Annotated in this window: 16 protein-coding genes; 4 read left to right on the forward strand and 12 right to left on the reverse strand. The window is 67.4% G+C overall.

Annotated elements, in window-relative coordinates:
• Nucleotides 1–60 precede the first annotated feature (60 nt).
• Nucleotides 61–1,029 (forward strand): D-2-hydroxyacid dehydrogenase, encoded by a 969-nt coding sequence (locus CRO01_RS02580; protein WP_179747376.1) that lies wholly within the window; start codon nt 61–63, stop codon nt 1,027–1,029.
• A 5-nt stretch (nt 1,030–1,034) separates the two neighbouring features.
• Here CRO01_RS02580 and CRO01_RS02585 read toward each other — a convergent pair whose 3' ends face one another.
• The 8 genes from CRO01_RS02585 to CRO01_RS02620 all read right to left on the reverse strand — a co-directional run bounded on the left by CRO01_RS02585 (nt 1,035) and on the right by CRO01_RS02620 (nt 8,433).
• The gene (locus CRO01_RS02585; RefSeq protein ID WP_097007551.1) at nt 1,035–1,892 is read right to left on the reverse strand and encodes a hypothetical protein; all 858 of its coding nucleotides are present in this window, start codon (nt 1,890–1,892) and stop codon (nt 1,035–1,037) included.
• Between the two features lie 60 nt (nt 1,893–1,952).
• Nucleotides 1,953–2,987, reverse strand: a complete 1,035-nt coding sequence (asd, locus tag CRO01_RS02590) for an aspartate-semialdehyde dehydrogenase (protein ID WP_097007552.1) — start codon at nt 2,985–2,987, stop codon at nt 1,953–1,955.
• A 156-nt stretch (nt 2,988–3,143) separates the two neighbouring features.
• A complete protein-coding gene (locus CRO01_RS02595) occupies nt 3,144–3,335 on the reverse strand; it encodes a 30S ribosomal protein S17e (protein WP_097007553.1) in 192 nt (63 codons plus the stop codon).
• A gap of 152 nt (nt 3,336–3,487) precedes the next feature.
• Nucleotides 3,488–4,117 carry a DUF447 domain-containing protein gene (locus CRO01_RS02600; protein ID WP_375097326.1) on the reverse strand — a complete coding sequence of 210 codons (630 nt, stop codon included), beginning with the start codon at nt 4,115–4,117 and terminating at the stop codon, nt 3,488–3,490.
• Complete coding sequence (locus tag CRO01_RS02605) at nt 4,114–4,953, reverse strand: triphosphoribosyl-dephospho-CoA synthase (RefSeq protein WP_097007554.1); 840 nt, start codon at nt 4,951–4,953, stop codon at nt 4,114–4,116. Before CRO01_RS02605 ends, CRO01_RS02600 begins: the two co-directional genes overlap by 4 nt.
• 30 nt (nt 4,954–4,983) lie before the next feature.
• A complete protein-coding gene (locus CRO01_RS02610) occupies nt 4,984–5,760 on the reverse strand; it encodes a tRNA-dihydrouridine synthase (RefSeq protein WP_097007555.1) in 777 nt (258 codons plus the stop codon).
• A 4-nt stretch (nt 5,761–5,764) separates the two neighbouring features.
• On the reverse strand, nt 5,765–6,757 hold the full coding sequence (gene cofD / locus CRO01_RS02615) for a 2-phospho-L-lactate transferase (RefSeq protein WP_097007556.1): 993 nt from the start codon (nt 6,755–6,757) through the stop codon (nt 5,765–5,767).
• A gap of 101 nt (nt 6,758–6,858) precedes the next feature.
• Nucleotides 6,859–8,433, reverse strand: a complete 1,575-nt coding sequence (locus tag CRO01_RS02620) for a hypothetical protein (RefSeq protein WP_097007557.1) — start codon at nt 8,431–8,433, stop codon at nt 6,859–6,861.
• Between the two features lie 131 nt (nt 8,434–8,564).
• On the opposite strand from CRO01_RS02620, the gene ligA reads away from it, so the two are divergent.
• Together ligA and CRO01_RS02630 are read left to right on the forward strand one after the other, a co-directional pair.
• Nucleotides 8,565–10,265 carry an ATP-dependent DNA ligase LigA gene (gene ligA, locus CRO01_RS02625; RefSeq protein WP_097007558.1) on the forward strand — a complete coding sequence of 567 codons (1,701 nt, stop codon included), beginning with the start codon at nt 8,565–8,567 and terminating at the stop codon, nt 10,263–10,265.
• Nucleotides 10,266–10,403: 138 nt separating this feature from the next.
• Nucleotides 10,404–11,150 (forward strand): MBL fold metallo-hydrolase, encoded by a 747-nt coding sequence (locus CRO01_RS02630; RefSeq protein ID WP_097007559.1) that lies wholly within the window; start codon nt 10,404–10,406, stop codon nt 11,148–11,150.
• A gap of 45 nt (nt 11,151–11,195) precedes the next feature.
• Here CRO01_RS02630 and CRO01_RS02635 read toward each other — a convergent pair whose 3' ends face one another.
• Nucleotides 11,196–11,456: a hypothetical protein gene (locus CRO01_RS02635; protein ID WP_097007560.1), complete on the reverse strand. Its 261-nt coding sequence runs from the start codon at nt 11,454–11,456 to the stop codon at nt 11,196–11,198.
• A gap of 56 nt (nt 11,457–11,512) precedes the next feature.
• Nucleotides 11,513–12,214: a DUF2270 domain-containing protein gene (locus CRO01_RS02640; protein ID WP_097007561.1), complete on the reverse strand. Its 702-nt coding sequence runs from the start codon at nt 12,212–12,214 to the stop codon at nt 11,513–11,515.
• Between the two features lie 163 nt (nt 12,215–12,377).
• On the opposite strand from CRO01_RS02640, the gene CRO01_RS02645 reads away from it, so the two are divergent.
• On the forward strand, nt 12,378–13,721 hold the full coding sequence (locus CRO01_RS02645) for a bifunctional metallophosphatase/5'-nucleotidase (protein ID WP_097007562.1): 1,344 nt from the start codon (nt 12,378–12,380) through the stop codon (nt 13,719–13,721).
• An 84-nt stretch (nt 13,722–13,805) separates the two neighbouring features.
• Here the strand turns inward: CRO01_RS02645 and CRO01_RS02650 are convergent, their stop codons facing one another.
• Nucleotides 13,806–14,897, reverse strand: coding sequence for a DNA topoisomerase IV subunit A (locus tag CRO01_RS02650; RefSeq protein ID WP_097007563.1), 1,092 nt, complete (start codon nt 14,895–14,897; stop codon nt 13,806–13,808).
• Nucleotides 14,894–17,374 (reverse strand): DNA topoisomerase VI subunit B, encoded by a 2,481-nt coding sequence (locus CRO01_RS02655; RefSeq protein WP_097007564.1) that lies wholly within the window; start codon nt 17,372–17,374, stop codon nt 14,894–14,896. Before CRO01_RS02655 ends, CRO01_RS02650 begins: the two co-directional genes overlap by 4 nt.
• Between the last annotated feature and the right edge of the window lie 84 nt (nt 17,375–17,458).

Consider the following 17,458-nt stretch of genomic DNA (forward strand, 5'->3'; position numbering starts at 1 on the left):
AAACCAGCAGTGTTCGCCCCCGGACTGGCACTTATGAACCCCACTACCGACCACTGCGACATGAGCGATCAACACGACGTGCTCGTGCTCCGCAAGGGAACGCACGGCATCCCGGTCGAACAGTACGCCGACGCGCTCCGCTCCCGGCTCCCCGACCGCGAGGTCACGCTCGCACGGACGCCGGCGGCCGAGCGCGAGAAGATCGAAGACGCGCGCATCGTGACGGGGATGGTGCTCGACGACGACGTTCTCGATCACGCCGAGAGCATGGAAGTGTTTGCCTGCGCTTACGCCGGCGTCGGCCACCTTCCCCTCGACCGACTGCGCGAGCGCGGCGTCACCGTGACGAACGCCTCGGGCGTCCACGGCCCGAACATGGGCGAGCACGTCGTCGGCAACGTGCTCTCCTTTACGCGGCGGTTCCACGAGGGGTTCCGCCGCCAGCGCCGCAACGAGTGGCGCCACTACCAGACCCACGAACTCCACGACAGTACTGTCACCGTCGTCGGGCTGGGCGCGATCGGGCAAGCTGTCGTCGAGCGCCTGCAGGGCTTCGGCGTCGACACGATCGGCGTCCGGCACACGCCCGAGAAAGGTGGCCCGACCGACGAAGTGATCGGCTTCGACGAGGACGACCTCCACGACGCGCTCGGTCGCACGGACTACCTCGTCCTCTCGTGCCCGCTGACCGACGAGACGCGAGGGCTGATCGGCCACGACGAGTTCGTCACGCTCCCGACCGACTCCGTCTTGATCAACGTCGCCCGCGGCCCCGTCGTCGACACGGACGACCTGCTCACCGCGCTCCAGAGCAACTGGATCCGCGGCGCCGCGCTGGACGTGACCGACCCCGAACCGCTCCCCGCGGACCACCCGCTGTGGAATCTCGGCAACGTCCAGATCACGCCCCACAACGCGGGCTACACGCCGAACTACTACGAGCGGCTGGCCGACATCGTCGCCGGAAACGTCCGACAGATCGACGAGACGGGCGAGTACGATGATCTAGAGAACGAAGTGTCGCTGTAGGAGATTCACACCGCGAGGTACAACACCAGCACGCCGAACAGACCGGGCATCGACGCCAGCGCGTAGAGTGCGACCGCGTTTTCGGTCCCGTGCCCGACGACAGCGAGCACTGCGGCTAGCCCGAGAAATATCGCTGCCGTCCCGACCAGCGCGATACGCTCGACAGGTGGACGACGATCTTCGGCTTCGACTGGCTCGTCGGGCACCGCGGCGACGGCGGCGTCAGCAACCGCGCTCGGGACGGCGATCAGCCGGGGCTGATCCAAGTCGTTCGGTCCGGGATAAGAGAGCCAGAGGGCGGCGTAGCCGTGCAGGTCGATCCGACGAACGTCGGCCACGGCGTCGAGGTCGACCTCGCGGTCCTGCACGACGAGTCGGCCGGCCGTTGCGTCGAGGGTTCCGTCGGCGTCGATCATCCCGGCGACGCTGGACGTGACTGCTGGAACTAGCATGATCGCCAGAAGTAGCGCCCACGAGCCCGCGTAGACAGCTGAAAGGATGCCGACGGAGCCCAGAACGGCCGCGAGCATCATGGCCGCCCGGTTCAAATCCCCGTACTGGGGAAGATCTGCCGAGAGCGACCGACGCGCATCCCGATCGGAGACGACCGGAAGCAGGTACAAAAGCGAGAACGGACCACCGACCAGCGCCAGCAGTGTGACGAGTGCGAGGACGCCGAATTCGCCCGTTCGGATCGACCGGACGGCCAGCAGTGCGACGAGCGCGGCGAGTACCACCACGAGACCGCCGAAAAACGCCACCTGCAGGTACAGACAGAGCCGTCCGACCGTCGAGACGGTGGCGTCGCCCTGCCACGTCGTGCTGCCATCGCCGTTCCACGTCGTGTTGGCGTCGCCGGACACAGGCGACGCTACGAGTCAGAAATATATCAAGATGACGCCGGTCGAAACGGGACGGCCGACTTAGAGGTAGCCTTCCTCGACCAGCAACTCGCCGTTGAGCACGCTGGCGCCGGCGGCGCCGCGGATCGTGTTGTGAGCTAGGCAGTCGTACTGGACGCCGTCGCTGGTCTCTTGGACAGGGCCGGTTGCGACGCCCTGCCCGCCGGCGACGTTGCGGTCGAGGCGGGGCTGGGGTCGGCTGGGGTCCTCGAAGACCTTGATCAGTTCGTCGGGTGCGCTGTGGAGGTCGATCGTCGGCGCGTCGCGGAAGGCGGCCTCGACATCCTCGGGTGCGGCGTCCTCGCGCAGGGAGGCGAACACGTTTTCGAGGTGGCCGTCGAGCGTCGCCACGCGGTTACACGACGCCGTCACGTCGACATCGTGCCACGAAAGCTCGGCGCCGTCGAACTCGCCGAGCAGCTTGCGGGACTCGGTCTCCATCTTCTCTTCCTCGCCGCCGATGTGGGGCAGGACGTTGTCGATGATCTCCATCGAGGTGACGCCGTCGTAGCCCGCGCCGGAGACGGCCTGCAGCGTCGAGACGTACGCCCGTTCGAGGCCGAACTGATCGAGCTGGGCCAGCGTCGGCACCATCGTGATCGTCGAGCAGTTGGGGTTCTTGATCAGCGCGCCGTCCCAGCCCCGCTCGTCTCGCTGGACCTCGATCAGGTCGAGGTGGTCGTGGTTGACCTCCGGGATGACGAGGGGCACGTCCTCTGCGAGCCGGGAGTTCGAGGAGTTCGAGGAGACGACGTAGCCGTCCTCGACGAACTCGGGTTCGACCTGCTCGCCGACGCTGGAGGGCAGCGACGAGAAGATCAGGTCCACGTCGTTGTCGACCTCGTCGGGGTCGGTCGCCGAGACGGTGATGTCGGCCACGTCGGCCGGGATCGGCGTGTTGACGCGCCACTTCGCGGCATCGCTGTAGGACCGGCCCGCGCTCGACTCGCTGGCGGTCAGGGCCGCGATCTCGAACTGCGGGTGGGGATCGAGTAGCTGGATCAGGCGCTGTCCGACTGCGCCGGTCGCTCCGAGAATACCGACTCGTACTGACATTGTGGTAGGGGTGGTATCGGGGAGCAAAAACGGTTTGGATAGCTCTTCGTCACTGGCCTCGGCGCCCGGACCGATCGGTCGGTGGCCGAGTCGCGGCCGGCCGACAGCGACGCCACTGCTCGGCGTCGAGGACGGCCAGAGAATCGGAGAACCGAGTTACGCTTCGGCGTTGCCGCTCTTCTTGCGCACGATGTAGCCCGCGACGCGGTTGCGCACGTCCTTGGACTCGATGTTGGTCAGCGTGTCGACGCCGTCTTTGTTGTGCTCGAAGTCGGTCGAGAATGCGTCGGGATAGCGCTCCAGCAGCACGTTACCGGTCTTCTTCACGTACCCAGGTTTGATTGGCATGTTCGAATCGTTGTCCGACCGCCGCCTAAAAGGGTTCGATGTTCGACGCACGGTTGCGGCGTGCGACGCCGTCGTCGAGCCAGCACCGACGGGCTATTTCGGACCCAGATCGCGGCGTCGCAGGCGAGAGATCCGACCCCCCGAGGGTGGCGTCACAGCCGATCGCGCCAGCCGGTCCGCTCGGTGAGTAGCTCGAACGCCGCGCGCTCGCGCTCGCCGCCGCAGGTCTCGACGACCTCGGCGAAGTACGCGAGCCGATCGAGCAACGCATCGGTGTCGTAGGCATCGACATCCAGCCGCGAGGCCGCCACGGTCGCCTCGATCACTGCGTAGTAGCCGCGGTTCGTCGTCGGCGTCGCACCCTCCCGACGGCCCGATTCGATCGGCGTCAGCACCCACTCTTCCCAGCGCGTCCCGCCGTCTTCACCGGCATCGACGCGCTCGGCGTCGACGCGAACCCACGCATCGGCGTCGGGGTGAACGGGCTCCTCGCGCTCGTGGATCGTGAGGGCGGCCTCGACGAACAGCATGGGATCGCGGACGAACTGGACGTACCCCGCGCCGCGCTCCTCGAAGTTTCGCCGCGTTCTGGTCGCCCCCCACGTCGTCGCGGTGACAGGGTCGCCCGCGTGCAGGCCGAGCGCGGCGAAGTTCCACAAGTCATTCGGCCCGAGCGTGGCGACGACGGACTCGGTGACGCCCCGAAGTTCGGCGGGCCACGAAGCGTCGCCGTCGGCGTCGTGCTGCTGTTCGGCGTTCGAGTCGGCGTCCGGCACGCTCACACCTCCAGCCCGTCGCGTTCGAGCGCGACAAAGAGCGCGCCAGCCGTCACGTCGGCGGTCGTCCCGGGGTTGATCCCCGATTCGACGAGCGAGTCGGCGAAAGCCCGAACGTGATCCGGCCCGCCCTCGCGGGCCTCCTGTGCCCGGACCATCACGCTTCTGGCGGTCGATTCGCCGTGTTTCTTGGCGACGTGCGTGTCGGGCTCGTGGGCGAGCAGCCAGAGGAACGTCTCGGCCGCCCGTGCGGGGAGCGGCCCGTCGAGCGCCGCGATTCGGTCGGCGGCCTCGAACGTCTGTTCGAATCCGTCGGTCCACTCTCTGGCGATGCCATCGCGGTCGGCGCTTCGCTCCATCAGATCCGCCAGCGTTAGCCCGCGAGTTCGGATCGCCTCGGCGGCGTCGCTCCCGCGGCGCACGTCCAGCGGCTCCATCTCCTCGGGCGGGTCGCCGGCGCGCACGTCGACGTGGTCGAACGCCCGGTAGAAGTCGACGGCGTCCTCGACTGTGGTGGCAGCGACCGTCCCCGCGGCGGCCTCGGGCGTCAGCTCTCCCTCGCCCGCCGTCCGGACGAGTGGCATCGAGAGGAGTAACGCGCCGAACTGGGTGTTGCCGCCGCGCTGGTCGGCCATCCCTTCGACGGCGCGCTCGAAGGCGGCGCCGACGCGCTCGCCGCGCTCGGCGGCGCGAAGCCCGCCTTGGGCGCCGACGGCGCCGGCCAGAAAGTGCTCGAAGCGCAGCCCAGGAAGGTCGCGCTCGCGGTCCACGTTGCCGGGCTTTGGCGTCCCAGCGACTTCGATCAACAGCGCGAGTTCGGCGTTCTGTGCGGCGGTTCGCATCGTCTTCCTGAATCTCGACGCCGCTGGTACTTAGGACTGGGGCTCCGGCGGCCGGTTGTCAGGTCGTTCCTCGGCGTCGCCGTCGAACCACTCGTCGACGGCGTCGCGGACGCGTCTGAGAACGGCTGGCTCGGTGCTCGGACGACCGACGCTGACCGCGTCGGCGCCGTAGCGCAGGTACTCGCGGACCGACGCCCGGTCTCGAACCTCGTTGTTGGCGACGACGAACAGATCGGCGGCGTCGACGACATCCCGGACGACCGCCTCCGAGTCCATCGCGTCGACGTGGATCGCGTCGGCGCCAGCGCTCTCGATCCGGCGGGCTGTCTCGGGCAGGTCGACGCCCTCGACTTCCGCCCGAACCTTCACGCTCACTTGTGCGCCCACATCGGACGCCGCGGCGACGTACTCGCAGAGCCGATCGGTGTCCGCCAGCAGGGCCTCGCCACAGCCGGCGGCACACAGTTCGGATTGGCGGCAGTGGGCGTTGATCTCCACTATGGCGTCCTGCCGCGCACAAATTTCGGCGGCCTCGCGGATCGGTTCTACAGTGGCACTTCGGACGTTCATCGCCGGGGAGAGCGGGGCGTCGTCGAGCGCGGCCAGTTGCTCGTCGACGAACGCGAGGGGATCGTCGGGCAGGAACTCCTCGCGGTCACGGGCGACCAGCTCGCGGGCGGCTTGGCGCGAGCGCTCGTCGAGTGCGACTCCCCCGAGCACGGCGGTATCGGCGTGCTCGGCGGCGGCTGCTGCCCACTCGGCGTCGGATTGGCCGCTCAGGCTCGCCAAGACGACGCGGCCGAACACGGCGCTAGCGGACCTCCTCTAAGGCGGCCTCGACGGCGCTCGTGACGCGCGCGGCGTCCTCCGGGCCGTCGATCGAAATATCGGTCCGGACGACCGGCACGTCGAACTCGGTGTCGTCGTCTTCGTCGACGACCAGCGCGTCGGCGAAGGGGTAGGCCGTCTCCAACCCGGCAGAGCTGGGATCGGCGCCGACGGCCTCCATCAACTGAGCGACCGGCCCAGAGAACGCTTCGCCCTCGATGAACGGCGAGACGGCGACGACGTTGGTCGTCCACAGCGCGTCGCCGAAGCCGGGCACCGCCAGCATCGGCCCGATGCTCGTGACGGGGTTCGACGGCCCGATCACGACGTCGTCACTGAGTGCGTCGAGCACGCCGGGCGCCGGTTCGGCCTTCGAGGAACCCCGGAACTCGACGCTCTCGACCTCCGGTTCGCCGCCGTGGCCGACCCAGAACTCCTGAAAGTGCATCACGCCGTCGGGCGTGTGGAGCAGGCTCGCAACGGGGTCGTCGCTCATCGGCAACAGATCGAGCGTCAGGCCGAACCCCTCGGCCAGCCGTGCGGTGACCTCCGAGAGGCTGTGGCCCTGATCGAGCAGGCTCGTCCGGGTGATATGCACCGCTCGGTCGCGGTCGCCGATCTCCATGAACTCGGCGGCGCCCGAGAAGCGACGCCACTCGGCGATGTCGCGGCCCTCGGTCTGTTTGTCCTCCGGCAGGAACGTCGGTTCGGCGTCGATCCCCATCGCCTCGCCGATGTCGCCCAGCGCGCTGTGGGTCCGGGTGGTGTCGCCTTTGATCCCCCACCAGTCCTCGCGGTCGAGGATGCCACCGCCCTGAAAGAGCAGCGTGTCGACGTCCGGCGAGACCAGCAAACCGCCGAGTTCCACGTCGTCGCCGGTGTTCGCTATCACCGTCGTCTCGTCGGGCGAGAAAGAGCCCCCGGCGCCGTCGAGCAGCTTCGGCGTTCCGGTGCCGCCCGAGAGGAACGTGACCATACCACTCCTACTGGACGGGGGGACTATAGTCCTGACGAGGATTTACGCGGAAACGATCGTCGGGAGACCGTCTGTCCGCGTTTGGTCGTCCTTCGGCGTCGCTACCACTCCCGATCGTCGACCCACTCGGTGAAGCTCCCGCCGATCAGCGAGTCGTGCTGGCGTTCGAGGTAGCGTCGCTGCATGCCGTACACCGCGTCCTCGAAGCTCGCGCCGTCGTCGAGTCGGCGCTTGACCTCCCGGCGCTTCCAGCGCGCCGGCGTCAGTTCGTGGCGGGCGCGCTGTCGGAGCGGCCAGAGGTACTCCTCGATCTCGGTGTCCGAGAGGCCGCGCAGTTCGAGGCCGTCGGCGGCGTGGGCCAACAGGTCGGCGTACAGCGTCTCGGTGTCGGTGGTCTCCTCGCCCGAGTTGGTGATCCACTGGAGGTCGGCGTCGAGCCCGTCGCGCATCGCCGCGTAGAAGTTCTCGCGGGCGACCTCCCAGTCGAGGTCGGCGACGGGGTGTTCGACCCGCGGCAGGCTCTCCATGAGACCGGCGAGGACGGCCTGAAAGGCGATGGCGTCGCTGACGGTCGGCTGGGCGGGCAACGGTCGGAACTCGATGCGGGCGTTGGCCTGCGAGCGCGTCGAGCCGCCGAAGACCGGCCGGACCCAGCGCCAGTAGGTGCCGTGCTTGAGCCGGAAGTGGGCGAACTCGTCGTCGAACCGGTCGCCCTCGTCGACCGGCATCGGCACGATCGTGTCGTCGCGGGCGATCCGGTCGACGGCCTGTTCGACGTGCTCCAGATCGTGGGGGAACCGGACCTTCCCCTCGCCGCGGTCGGCGTTCGGCGGATTGAGCGAGGTCTCGAACGCGCTGATCCGGTGTTCCATCCAGCCGTCCGCGAGGATGTCCTCGGCGGTCGCGTCGGCGTCGTACAGATCCGGCGGGAAGAACGGCGAGTTGACGCCGAGCGCGAGCAGCGGCCCGGCGATCCGCAGCGCGTACCGGAAGTACGTCGGCAGGTCGATCGCCTGGGGTACCTGATAGTGGGGCTGGATCGAGGTGATGAGGCTTTCTGGCATCACTGTGTCGCCCTCCAGCGTGACGTGGGGCGCGTCGATGCGCAACCCGACATCGTCGGCGGCGTCGGTGTTTGCCATCGCGTGATACCGCACCGAGTCGCTCATGTTCGAGGCGATCCGGACGCCCTGATCCTCGACGCTGTCGGTGAGGTACTCGCGGGCGGTTTCGCCCTCCGGCGGGATCGTCCAGAGGCCGTCGCTGACCAGTTGCATCCCCTCGGCGCGGGTGCGTTCTTGGGCGGCCGTGAGCCGGGCGTTGACTTCGGCCTCCTGTGCCGCGAGCCCGTAGGAGTTCAGCGGTTGGGGACTGACCGTCATCTCGGCGTTGTGAAGGCCGAGCTCTTTCTCGAAGCCGATGAGTTCGAGCAGGCGCCGCGGGACGCGCTTGAGCGCGCCGCCGTCCTCGGCGCCGGTCGACCACGGATCGTCGGCTGGGTTCTCGACCGCGTAGAACTCGTACTCCAGCCCGACGATCGCTTGGGAGTTGTCGAAGGTCCCATCGCGCAACTCGGACTTGATCACCTCCGCGTCGGCGTCGACCGCCGACTGGAACTCATCGGGATCGATCGACGACACGTCGTCTACCGCCGCTGCGAGATCGGCCTCCGGCATGGTGTGGGTATCTGTGCGACCGAGTTCCTTGAAACCGACGACTGCGAGAGACGGCGGGCCTTCTCGACCCGCCGCCGGACGCCGACGGCGCTTCGGACGGTTTATTGACCTCACTCGTCTACCGACTGTCGATGGAGTTCCGGGAGTTCGCAGCACGCGCCGCCAGTATCGAGGCCGAACCCGCGGACCTCGAAGTCGTCGGACTGGTCACCGACCTGCTCGACGCCGCCGACGAGGAGCTACCGATCGTCGCGCGATTCGTCCAGGGGCGGGTCGTCCCCGACCACGACTCGACGACGCTGGATGTCGGGCCGAGTTACCTCTACGAGGCGATCGCCCGCGCGGCCGGACAGAACGTCGACGCCGACGACGTCGAGGACGATCTGGCCGAACTGGGCGAGATCGGCGCCGTCGCGGCGAGCTACGACTTCGGCGGCCAGACCGGTCTGGGCGCGTTCGGCGCGGGCGCGGGAGAGGGAAGCGACGATCTCACTGTCAGCGAGGTCGCCGACGAACTCGAAGCTCTCGCCGAGACCGAGGGCGACGGCAGTCAGGACGCCAAGATCGACCTCCTCTTTGGGCTGCTCAATCGCTGCTCGCCCGAGGAAGCCAAGTATCTCGTCCGGATCGTCCTCTCGGAGATGCGCATCGGCGTCGGCGAGGGCGCGGTCAGAGACGCCGTCGCCGAGGCGTTCGACGTGCCGGTCGAGGCGGTCGAGCGCGCGCTGCAGGTCTCGAACGACTACGGTCTCGTCGCCGAGGTGGCCCGCGACGAGGGCGTCGACGGGCTCGCCGAGCTCACGCTGGAGATCGGCCGTCCAGTGCAGGCGATGCTCGCGCAGGCCGGTAGCGTGACCGACGCCATGGAGGACTGGGACGACGCCGCAGTCGAGTGGAAGTACGACGGCGCGCGCGTCCAGTTGCACCACGAACCGGACGGGCTCACCCGCGTCTACTCCAGGAACATGGAGGACGTTACCGACGCCCTGCCGGAGGTCGTCGAGTTCGCCCACGACCGAATCGACGTACCCGTGATCCTCGACGGCGAGGTCGTCGCGGTCGACGACGACGGCAGCCCGCTCGCGTTCCAAAACGTCCTGCGCCGATTCCGGCGCAAGCACGACATCGCGGCGGCCCGCGAGGACGTGTCCGTTCGGCCGGTATTTTTCGACTGCCTGCACGCGGGAGGGGATGATCTGCTCGACGCCCCGCTGGCCGAGCGCCACGATCGGCTCACGGACGTGCTCGACGGCGGCGAGTCGCCCGACGACACCGCGGCCGCTGTCGAGGGGCTCTCGAAGCTCTGGATCTCGGCCGACCCCGACGAGATCGAGTCGATCGACGCCGACGCGCTGGACGCCGGCCACGAGGGGATCATGCTCAAGAATCCCGATTCGACGTACTCGCCGGGACGGCGCGGGAAGAACTGGCTCAAGCGAAAGCCCGACGTGGAGACGCTCGATCTCGTCGTGACCGGCGCGGAGTGGGGTGAAGGCCGGCGCGCGAGCGTTCTCGGCACGTTCTTGCTGTCCGCCAGAACGAGCGGCGGCGAGTACGAGACGATCGGCAAGGTGGCGACGGGGATCACCGACGAGGAACTCGACGACCTGACCGAACTGCTCGAACCCCACATTCGATCGGAGGACGGACAGGACATCGACATCGAACCGGCGGTCGTGTTCGAGGTCGGCTACGAGGAGATCCAAGCGTCGCCGACGTACTCCTCGGGCTACGCGCTCCGATTCCCCCGATTCGTCGGCGTCCGCGAGGATCTCGACGCCGCGGACGCCGACAGTCTCGAGCGCGTCGAGCGACTGGCAGAGACGCAGTAGGACCGAGGCCGCGCTCGGGCCGCTTCGGCGTCACGCCGCACCGCGGGAAGACCTCGGCACGCCGCACCCGCGAACAGACGCCGGAGCGCAACGCCCGCGAACAGAACGCTTGAATCCGGGGGGTGCGAACAACAGTTCATGACGATAAGCCACGGCGACCTGACGATCGACTGGCTCGGCTACGCGACCGTTCGCATCGAGGACGGCGACGGCACCGTCGTCTACCTCGATCCCGGCCGGTACGGTACGCTGACCGGCGAGTGGACGCCGGACACCGAAGGCGTCGGCCATCCGCCCGCGCAGGACTACGACGCCCGCGACGGCGATCTAGTCTGTGTGACCCACGACCACCACTACGACTCCGACGGCGTTCGGCGCGTCGCCCGCGAGGACGCCACCGTGCTCGCCTACGACGCCGTCTACGCACCCGGAATCGGCCGTGACGTCGAGCGACTCGGCGATCTTTCTCAGGAAGTTGTCCGCGTCGACGAACACGAGGACCGACTCGTCGAGGACGTGATCGTCCGGACCATCGCGGCGTACAACGAGCCCGACGGCCCGCACGTCGACGACTCGGGCGAACCGTATCACCCCGAAGGGTTCGGCGTCGGCTTCCACCTGACGTTCGGCGACACCACCGTGTTCTGGCCGGGCGACTCGGACGTGCTCGACGGACACGAAGAACTCGACGTGGACGTGTTCCTGCCGTCGATCAGCGGCAACTTCACGATGGATCGCCACGAGGCCGCCGACCTCGCCGCTGCGCTCGACCCCGATCTGGTCGTCCCGATCCACTACAACACGTTCGCGGGGCTCGAAGCCGATTCCGAGGCGTTCGCGCTCGACCTCGCAGAGCGTGGCATTCCCGTCGCGCTCGACGAGTAACCCGACCGTCCCCGGACCGGTCGCTTCCGGGCCGCAACCGGCGAATCACCCCCAGTCGATCGAGAACCGTCGAACGCCTCTGGACTCGTCGTCGAGTTCCTCGGCGACGTGCTCGCGGAACTCCTCGTAGGTGCCCTCGAAGATGAGTCGCTGGTGGGCGACGCTGCCGCTGGCGTACGTCGAGCGCTCGTGAGCGTCTGCCAGCGATTCGGCGGGCACAAAGTCGCAACTACCAGCGTAGCCGTTCTCCTCGCACCAGTAGATCACGTACAGTTCCTCGCCGGCCTCCTCGTTTGTTGCTGTCATCTCTCGTGTCATTCGTTCGCAATCGGCGTAAACGTATGCGTGAGTGATGGTCGGCGTCACTTCTTGCGCTTCCAGTCGCCGACCTCCTCGTCGTGGAACTCGCCTTTGGCTTTCCGCTCTGTTGGCCAGTAGGCGACCGCCACGACAGTAGCGTAGAACAGGACGACGCCGAGAATCACGTACTCTCCCGGAAGTGCGGGAAGCGCAGCGGCTTCGATCGTCGACTCTTCGCCGGCAAACAGCGTGATCTTCACCAGCCACGCGACGCCGAGGACGGTCAGCAAGGGTCCGTAGACCCGCTTGAGCCGCCGGGAAAGCGCCTCCCGAAACGTGATCTTCAGCGTCGGGCGCCGGAGGTCGTCGCCCATCTCGGTGCGCCAGTCTTCGTGCTCGGCGCCCGACGGATCGAACGCGTTGGCGAACACGTTCTCTTCGAGCAGGCGAACGCGCGAGCGCCACGCGTCGTAGGTCCGGTACCGGCGGCTCTCGAAGACGAGAAACACGCACGTCGCCGCGATGCCGACGAAAAGCAGGTACGCCGGCGTGTTGCGGCCCGAAAAGGTCAGCGTGATGATCGCCGCCATCACCGCGACCGCCCAGTCGCTGGTCTGGTCGATCCGGCGCAACTCGGTGGTCAACTGCGACACCTCGCCCCGGTAGTAGTGGGGCAAGAGCCCGAGAAACCGCTCCTCGTCGGCCGCCGCGGACTGTGCCACCTCGCGTTCGGATTCGTCTTCGGGATCGAAGTCGTCCGGCATAGGAACGATACGACGATCACGACGAAAAACGGCGGGCGAAACGCGGCGTCGTCACGGCGGCCGCCCGACGAGGAGCCGAAAACCTTTCGCAGGAGAGCCAGCACCGTCACGGTATGCTCGACACTGCGAACTCCTCCACACGCGTCCACCCGGTGTCTCGCTCGTGACCCGATTACTCCACTACACCGACCTCGAAGGCGTGTACGACGATCCCGAATCGTTCGGACGACTGGTCGGCTGTCTCGATACCCTCCGCGAGGACGCGCTCGTGGTGGGGGCGGGCGACGACATGGCCCCAAGCGTCTCGACGACGGTGATCGGCGCCACTGCGCCGTCGGCCGCACTCGGGGCGCTCGACCCGGACATCGAGACGTTCGGCAACCACGACTTCGATCACGGCGTCGACTTCGCGCTGACGGTCGCAAGCGAAACGCCCGCAACCTACGTCAGCGCGAACCTCCGCGTCGATGGTCACCGGTTCGGTCACGGTCACGGCGTCGAACCGTGGACCGTCCGGGACGTCGACGGAACGCGCGTCGGTGTCTTCGGCGTCACTACGACCGAACTCGCGGCCGTCTCGGACGGGACGCTCCCGATCGAGGTCACCGACCCGGTCGCGGCGTCGCGTGACGCCGTCGCCGCCCTGCGCGAGGCCGGTGCGGAGGTGGTCGTCTGCCTCGCACATCTCGGGGACGACCAGCAGATCGCTCGGGAGACCGAAGTCGACGTGATCTGTGGCGGCCACGTCGCGCCGGCGCGCTCGGAGCGAATCGACGGCACGCTGCTGGTCCGCCCGGACATCGAAGGGCGATCGGTTTTCGAGATCGACCTCGACGACCGCGAGGCGACGCTGCACGACACCGACGCGTTTCCGCCTGCAGAGCGGGGCGTCGACGCGATTCACTCGTTTCGCCGGGAGGCTGGGCTGGACGAGCCCGTCGCCCGACTCGACGCGCCGGTCGAACTCCCCGAGTACAACGGCGCGGGCGAGACTCGGATCGGGAACTTCGTCGCGGATGCGATCCGGTGGGACGGCGACGCCGATGTTGGAATCTACCACGACGGCGGCCTGCGCGGCGACCGGTTTCCGGCGGGCGAGGTGACCGCGTTCGACCTTGCGAGTACGGTGCCGTTTACCGACTCGCTCTGCATCCTCGACGTTTCAGGCGATCGCCTTCGGGCAGTGCTGCGCCAACTGGACGGCCGCTGTCTCGGCTTGGCCGACGAACGGTCGTGGTTCGGCAACGTCTCGGGAGCGCGGATCGTCCGCAACGCGTCCGACGGAACGCTCGTCGAGGCCACCGTCGACGGCGCTCCGATCGACGACGATCGGCACTACTCGCTGGCGCTCCCCAGCTACCTCTCGACGTCGGATCACGTCATCGACGCCGTCGGCGAGGACGATGTCGTTCGTCGTACCGACGTGCCAGTCTACGAGTCGGTGATCGAGTACGCCCGTGAGTTCGGCGTCGCGCCGGAGGTAGAGGGCCGGATGCGGGAACGGTAGGCGGGGTGTCGGGTCGGTTCTACAGGACACCCATCTCGCTGAGACGCTCTTCTACATCTTCCCGACCCTCGGCTCGATGCGCGTTCAGAGAACGCCCATCTCGCTGAGACGCTCGGGAAGATACGTCTCGGTCACGAAGTCCAACCCGTGGGAGGCGAGTGCCTGCTGCTCGGACTTCTTGCCGATATCCAGTTGGAGCTCGATCTGCTCCTCCCAATAGTCGGTCTGGAAGCGCGGGTCCTCCAGTTCGCTCTCTAAGGCGTTGATGTCCGAGTCGCTGAGCGGGTCGGTCGGCAGATCGTACTCGACGATGTCCTCGGGCTGGACGCCGATGAACTTCGCCTCCGGCGTGGCGAGATACTCCGAGAGATGCGCGGACTTGATCGAGCCGTACGCGACCGAGCCGTAGATCCGGTAGGACCACGGGTCACCGTCAGTGAACACCGTGACCGGCAGGCCGAGCTCGTCGTGGAAGCGCTTGGTCAGCCGGCGCGTGGCGCGGGCGGGCTGGCCGCCGAGGTGGACGACGATCGCGTCGTGCTCGTCGTCGAAGCCGTTCTCGACGAGTCGGTCGCGCATGCCGCCGGTCTCGACGGCCAGCACGAACTCGGCGTCGTTCTCCAGAAACTCGATCGTGTCGGGGTTGTTCGGGATCTGGTAGCCCCCCTGCCCGACGTCTTTCTGACAGTGGATCTCGCGGTCGCCGCGGCGGGTCTGCTCGCGGAGCAGCAGCGGGCCCATCACCTTCGCGCCCGACTCCTCGGGGCGCATGTGGAAGTCCTCGCGTCGAACGTCCGAGACGATCTCTAAGTCCTCGATGAGCTGATTGGACTCGTCCTGATCGGAGAACTGCGCCTCGTTCGAGTCCCACGATTCGGAAAGGTAGTACAGTTCACGCAGGGTCGACGAGCGGTCCTCCTCTAACTGGTTGTCGAGGAACTCGATCGTGTAGATCGCCTTCAGGAGCTTTCGCGCGCCGCGGATGCTGTTGGCCGAGCGGGTGCTCTCGCGCTCGCCGTACACCCACACGTCTTCGTCCTCGTCGAAGACGATGTTGCTCTTCGTCCGGGTCGGGATGGACATCTCGGGGATCTCCCCGCGGTCCATCTGGTCGTAGAACTCCGCCGCCAGATCGATCAGTTTCTCCTGGGCCTCGGAATCGGTGTCGCTGCTCATTGGTTATCGTTGATTGTGAGTTTGGCGTCCTCGACGCCCTCGACGCTCAGATCGAACTCGGCGCCGTCGGCCGTCGCGTACGAAAGCGTCGCTTCGTCGCCGCTCGATACCTCCGCGCTCCACTTGACGAACCACTCGCCGTCCATCTCGACGACGGTCGCGTCGTCGGGGAGGCCGGTCGGCTCGGCCGTCACGATGTCGGTCACGTCGAGCGATTCGTTGGTGCTCGCGTTGTTCTCGACGGTGAGGGTGACCTCGCTGCCCGCACCGTTGGCTTTCACCTCGCGCTCGACGAGCACGTTGTTCATGATGCGCGCGAGCGCATCGTCGAAGTTCGGCTCGTCGTTGTCGGTCACTTCGGCGACTTTCTCGGCCATCTCCGGCAGAATGTCCGCGAGCACGTTCTGCTTGCGCTGGCGCTTTTCGAGCGACCGGCGCTTTTTCAGGTAGCTCTTGAGTTCGCGGGCCGCCTCGCGGATCGCCAGTTCGATCTCGTCTTCGATCTCGGGGACGTTGGCGACGGCGTCTTTCGATTCGCTGGTGAAGGGCACGTTCGTCGACGCGACGTGGACCATGATCACCGCGGGCCCGTTCGGGACGCCGCTGCCGCCCGGCTGGTCGAGGTTGTAGTTGCGCCAGCCGATCTGCTTGATCACGTCCGTCGTCGCGCAGGCGCCGCGCTGGTAGACCAGCGGAACGCGGTTGGCAAAGCGGAGCACGTCGGCTTTCCCTTCGGCTTCCAGTTCGCCGCCGTAGGCGATGCCGGCCTCGACGATGAAGGGGTCACCGCCGTGGACTTCGGCGTCCCGCGTCGCCGCCGCGTAGAAGTCGGCGTCGAACTCCTTCCGGAGTCCGGCCTCGACGAGGTCGGCCTCGATCGGCGCCAGACAGTTCGTCGGCGGCGCCATGATGTCGGTCGTCCGCATCGCCTCTAACAGGTCGCTGGCGGCGTCGCGGTTGTCCGCGAGTTCGCGGACAAGCGGCGGGTCGTCGGGAACGGTTCGAGCGCGCGTCCACAGCGCCTCGATCACGTTCTCTCTGGCCGTGTCGCCGAAGGCAACGTCCTCGTCGGTCTTCTGGAACATCTCGACCGAGCGATCGAGGTACTCGCGCAGGGTGGATCGAGTCACCCGATCGCGGTGGTCTTCTGCCGTCTCGAACTTCTCGGCGAGGCGCTCGGCGACGCCGCGGACCGTCGCGTCGTCCTTCCGGGTGCTGGTCGCCTCGTCGACGATCCGGTAGAGGCTGTCGGCACGGCGTCCGCCCGCGGTCGTGTCTGCGTCGGCGTCCATCGCGTCGTCAGCGGCGTCCTCTCCGGTCGCACCCTCCGTAATTGCCGTCCACGCCGCATCGACCGCGTTCTCCCGGACGGTGTCGCCGAGCGTGACGCCGTGGTCCTCGGCGACCGCCTCGGCCGCGGCGTCGACGGCGTCGACGACGTGGTAGTACGCGACCCGATCGTGGGCGTCGAGCTGCTCGACGACGGCGTCGCCGAACGCAGCGGTGGCCTCGGGGCCTTTCCCGTTGGTCGCCTCGGCAACGGCCTCAGCAACATCGGCGTCCTCACGGGGCCGCGGGAGCGTCCACGTCATCTCCCGGCCGTAGTGCTTGTCGCGGAAGTTGTCGACGACGCTGTCAGCGGTCTTCTTGCCCACGCGTGTGAACTCCTCCTGCAGGAACCCCGACATCGAATGGGAGTCGGTCGCCGCCAGCATCTTCAGCACGGTACCGAGTTCGACACCGTGGGGGTGCGGCCGGATCTCCTCGGTCTCGGCTGGGAGCTCTGCTTCCTCAGCGCGCTCGCCCTTGAAGTGATTCTTGGGCTCCTTGAGTTCGATTCGCGCGTGGGGGTTGACGACCGCGGTGTGCTTGATGTAGTCGTGGAGCTGCTGGCGCGCCCGCATGTTGGCCTCCATCTCCAACTCGATCCGTGTGCCGTGGGTTCGGTCCCACGAGGTCGTCTCGTCGGTCCTGATCTCGGGCTCGTTGGTGTCGGTGTCGATGATCAGCTCGAAGTACTGGGCGTCCGCGGAGCCTTGCGTTCGGCTGGTGATCTTGGCGGGCTTCCCGCTGGTAAGCTGGGAATACAGGACTGCGGCGGAGATCCCGATCCCCTGCTGGCCGCGGGACTGCTCGCGTGCGTGGAATCGAGAGCCATAGAGGAGCTTCCCGAACACCTTGGGGAGCTGTTCTTTGGTGATGCCCGGCCCGTTGTCCTCGACGATCAGCGTGTAGTAGTCGCCGGACTCGCGGATCTCGACGTAGATATCGGGTAGAATGCCGGCCTCCTCGGCGGCGTCGAGCGAGTTGTCGACGGCCTCCTTGACGGCGGTGACCAGCCCTCGGGCCCCGCTGTCGAACCCGAGCATGTGCTTGTTCTTCTCGAAGAACTCGGCGATGGAGATCGACTGCTGGCTTTCTGCCAGCTCCTCTGCGATCCCCTCCTCGTCGCCGAGCGTCGACTGAAACGAGGTCATTACGGATACGAAAGCGCGGTGGGCTTAAAAGCCGTGCGCTACCGTGGTGAAAGTGAAACGCGCGCCGCGTGGCCGCGGATGGAC

The sequence above is a fragment of the Natronoarchaeum philippinense genome, assembly GCF_900215575.1.
Classification (GTDB): Archaea; Halobacteriota; Halobacteria; order Halobacteriales; family Natronoarchaeaceae; genus Natronoarchaeum; species Natronoarchaeum philippinense.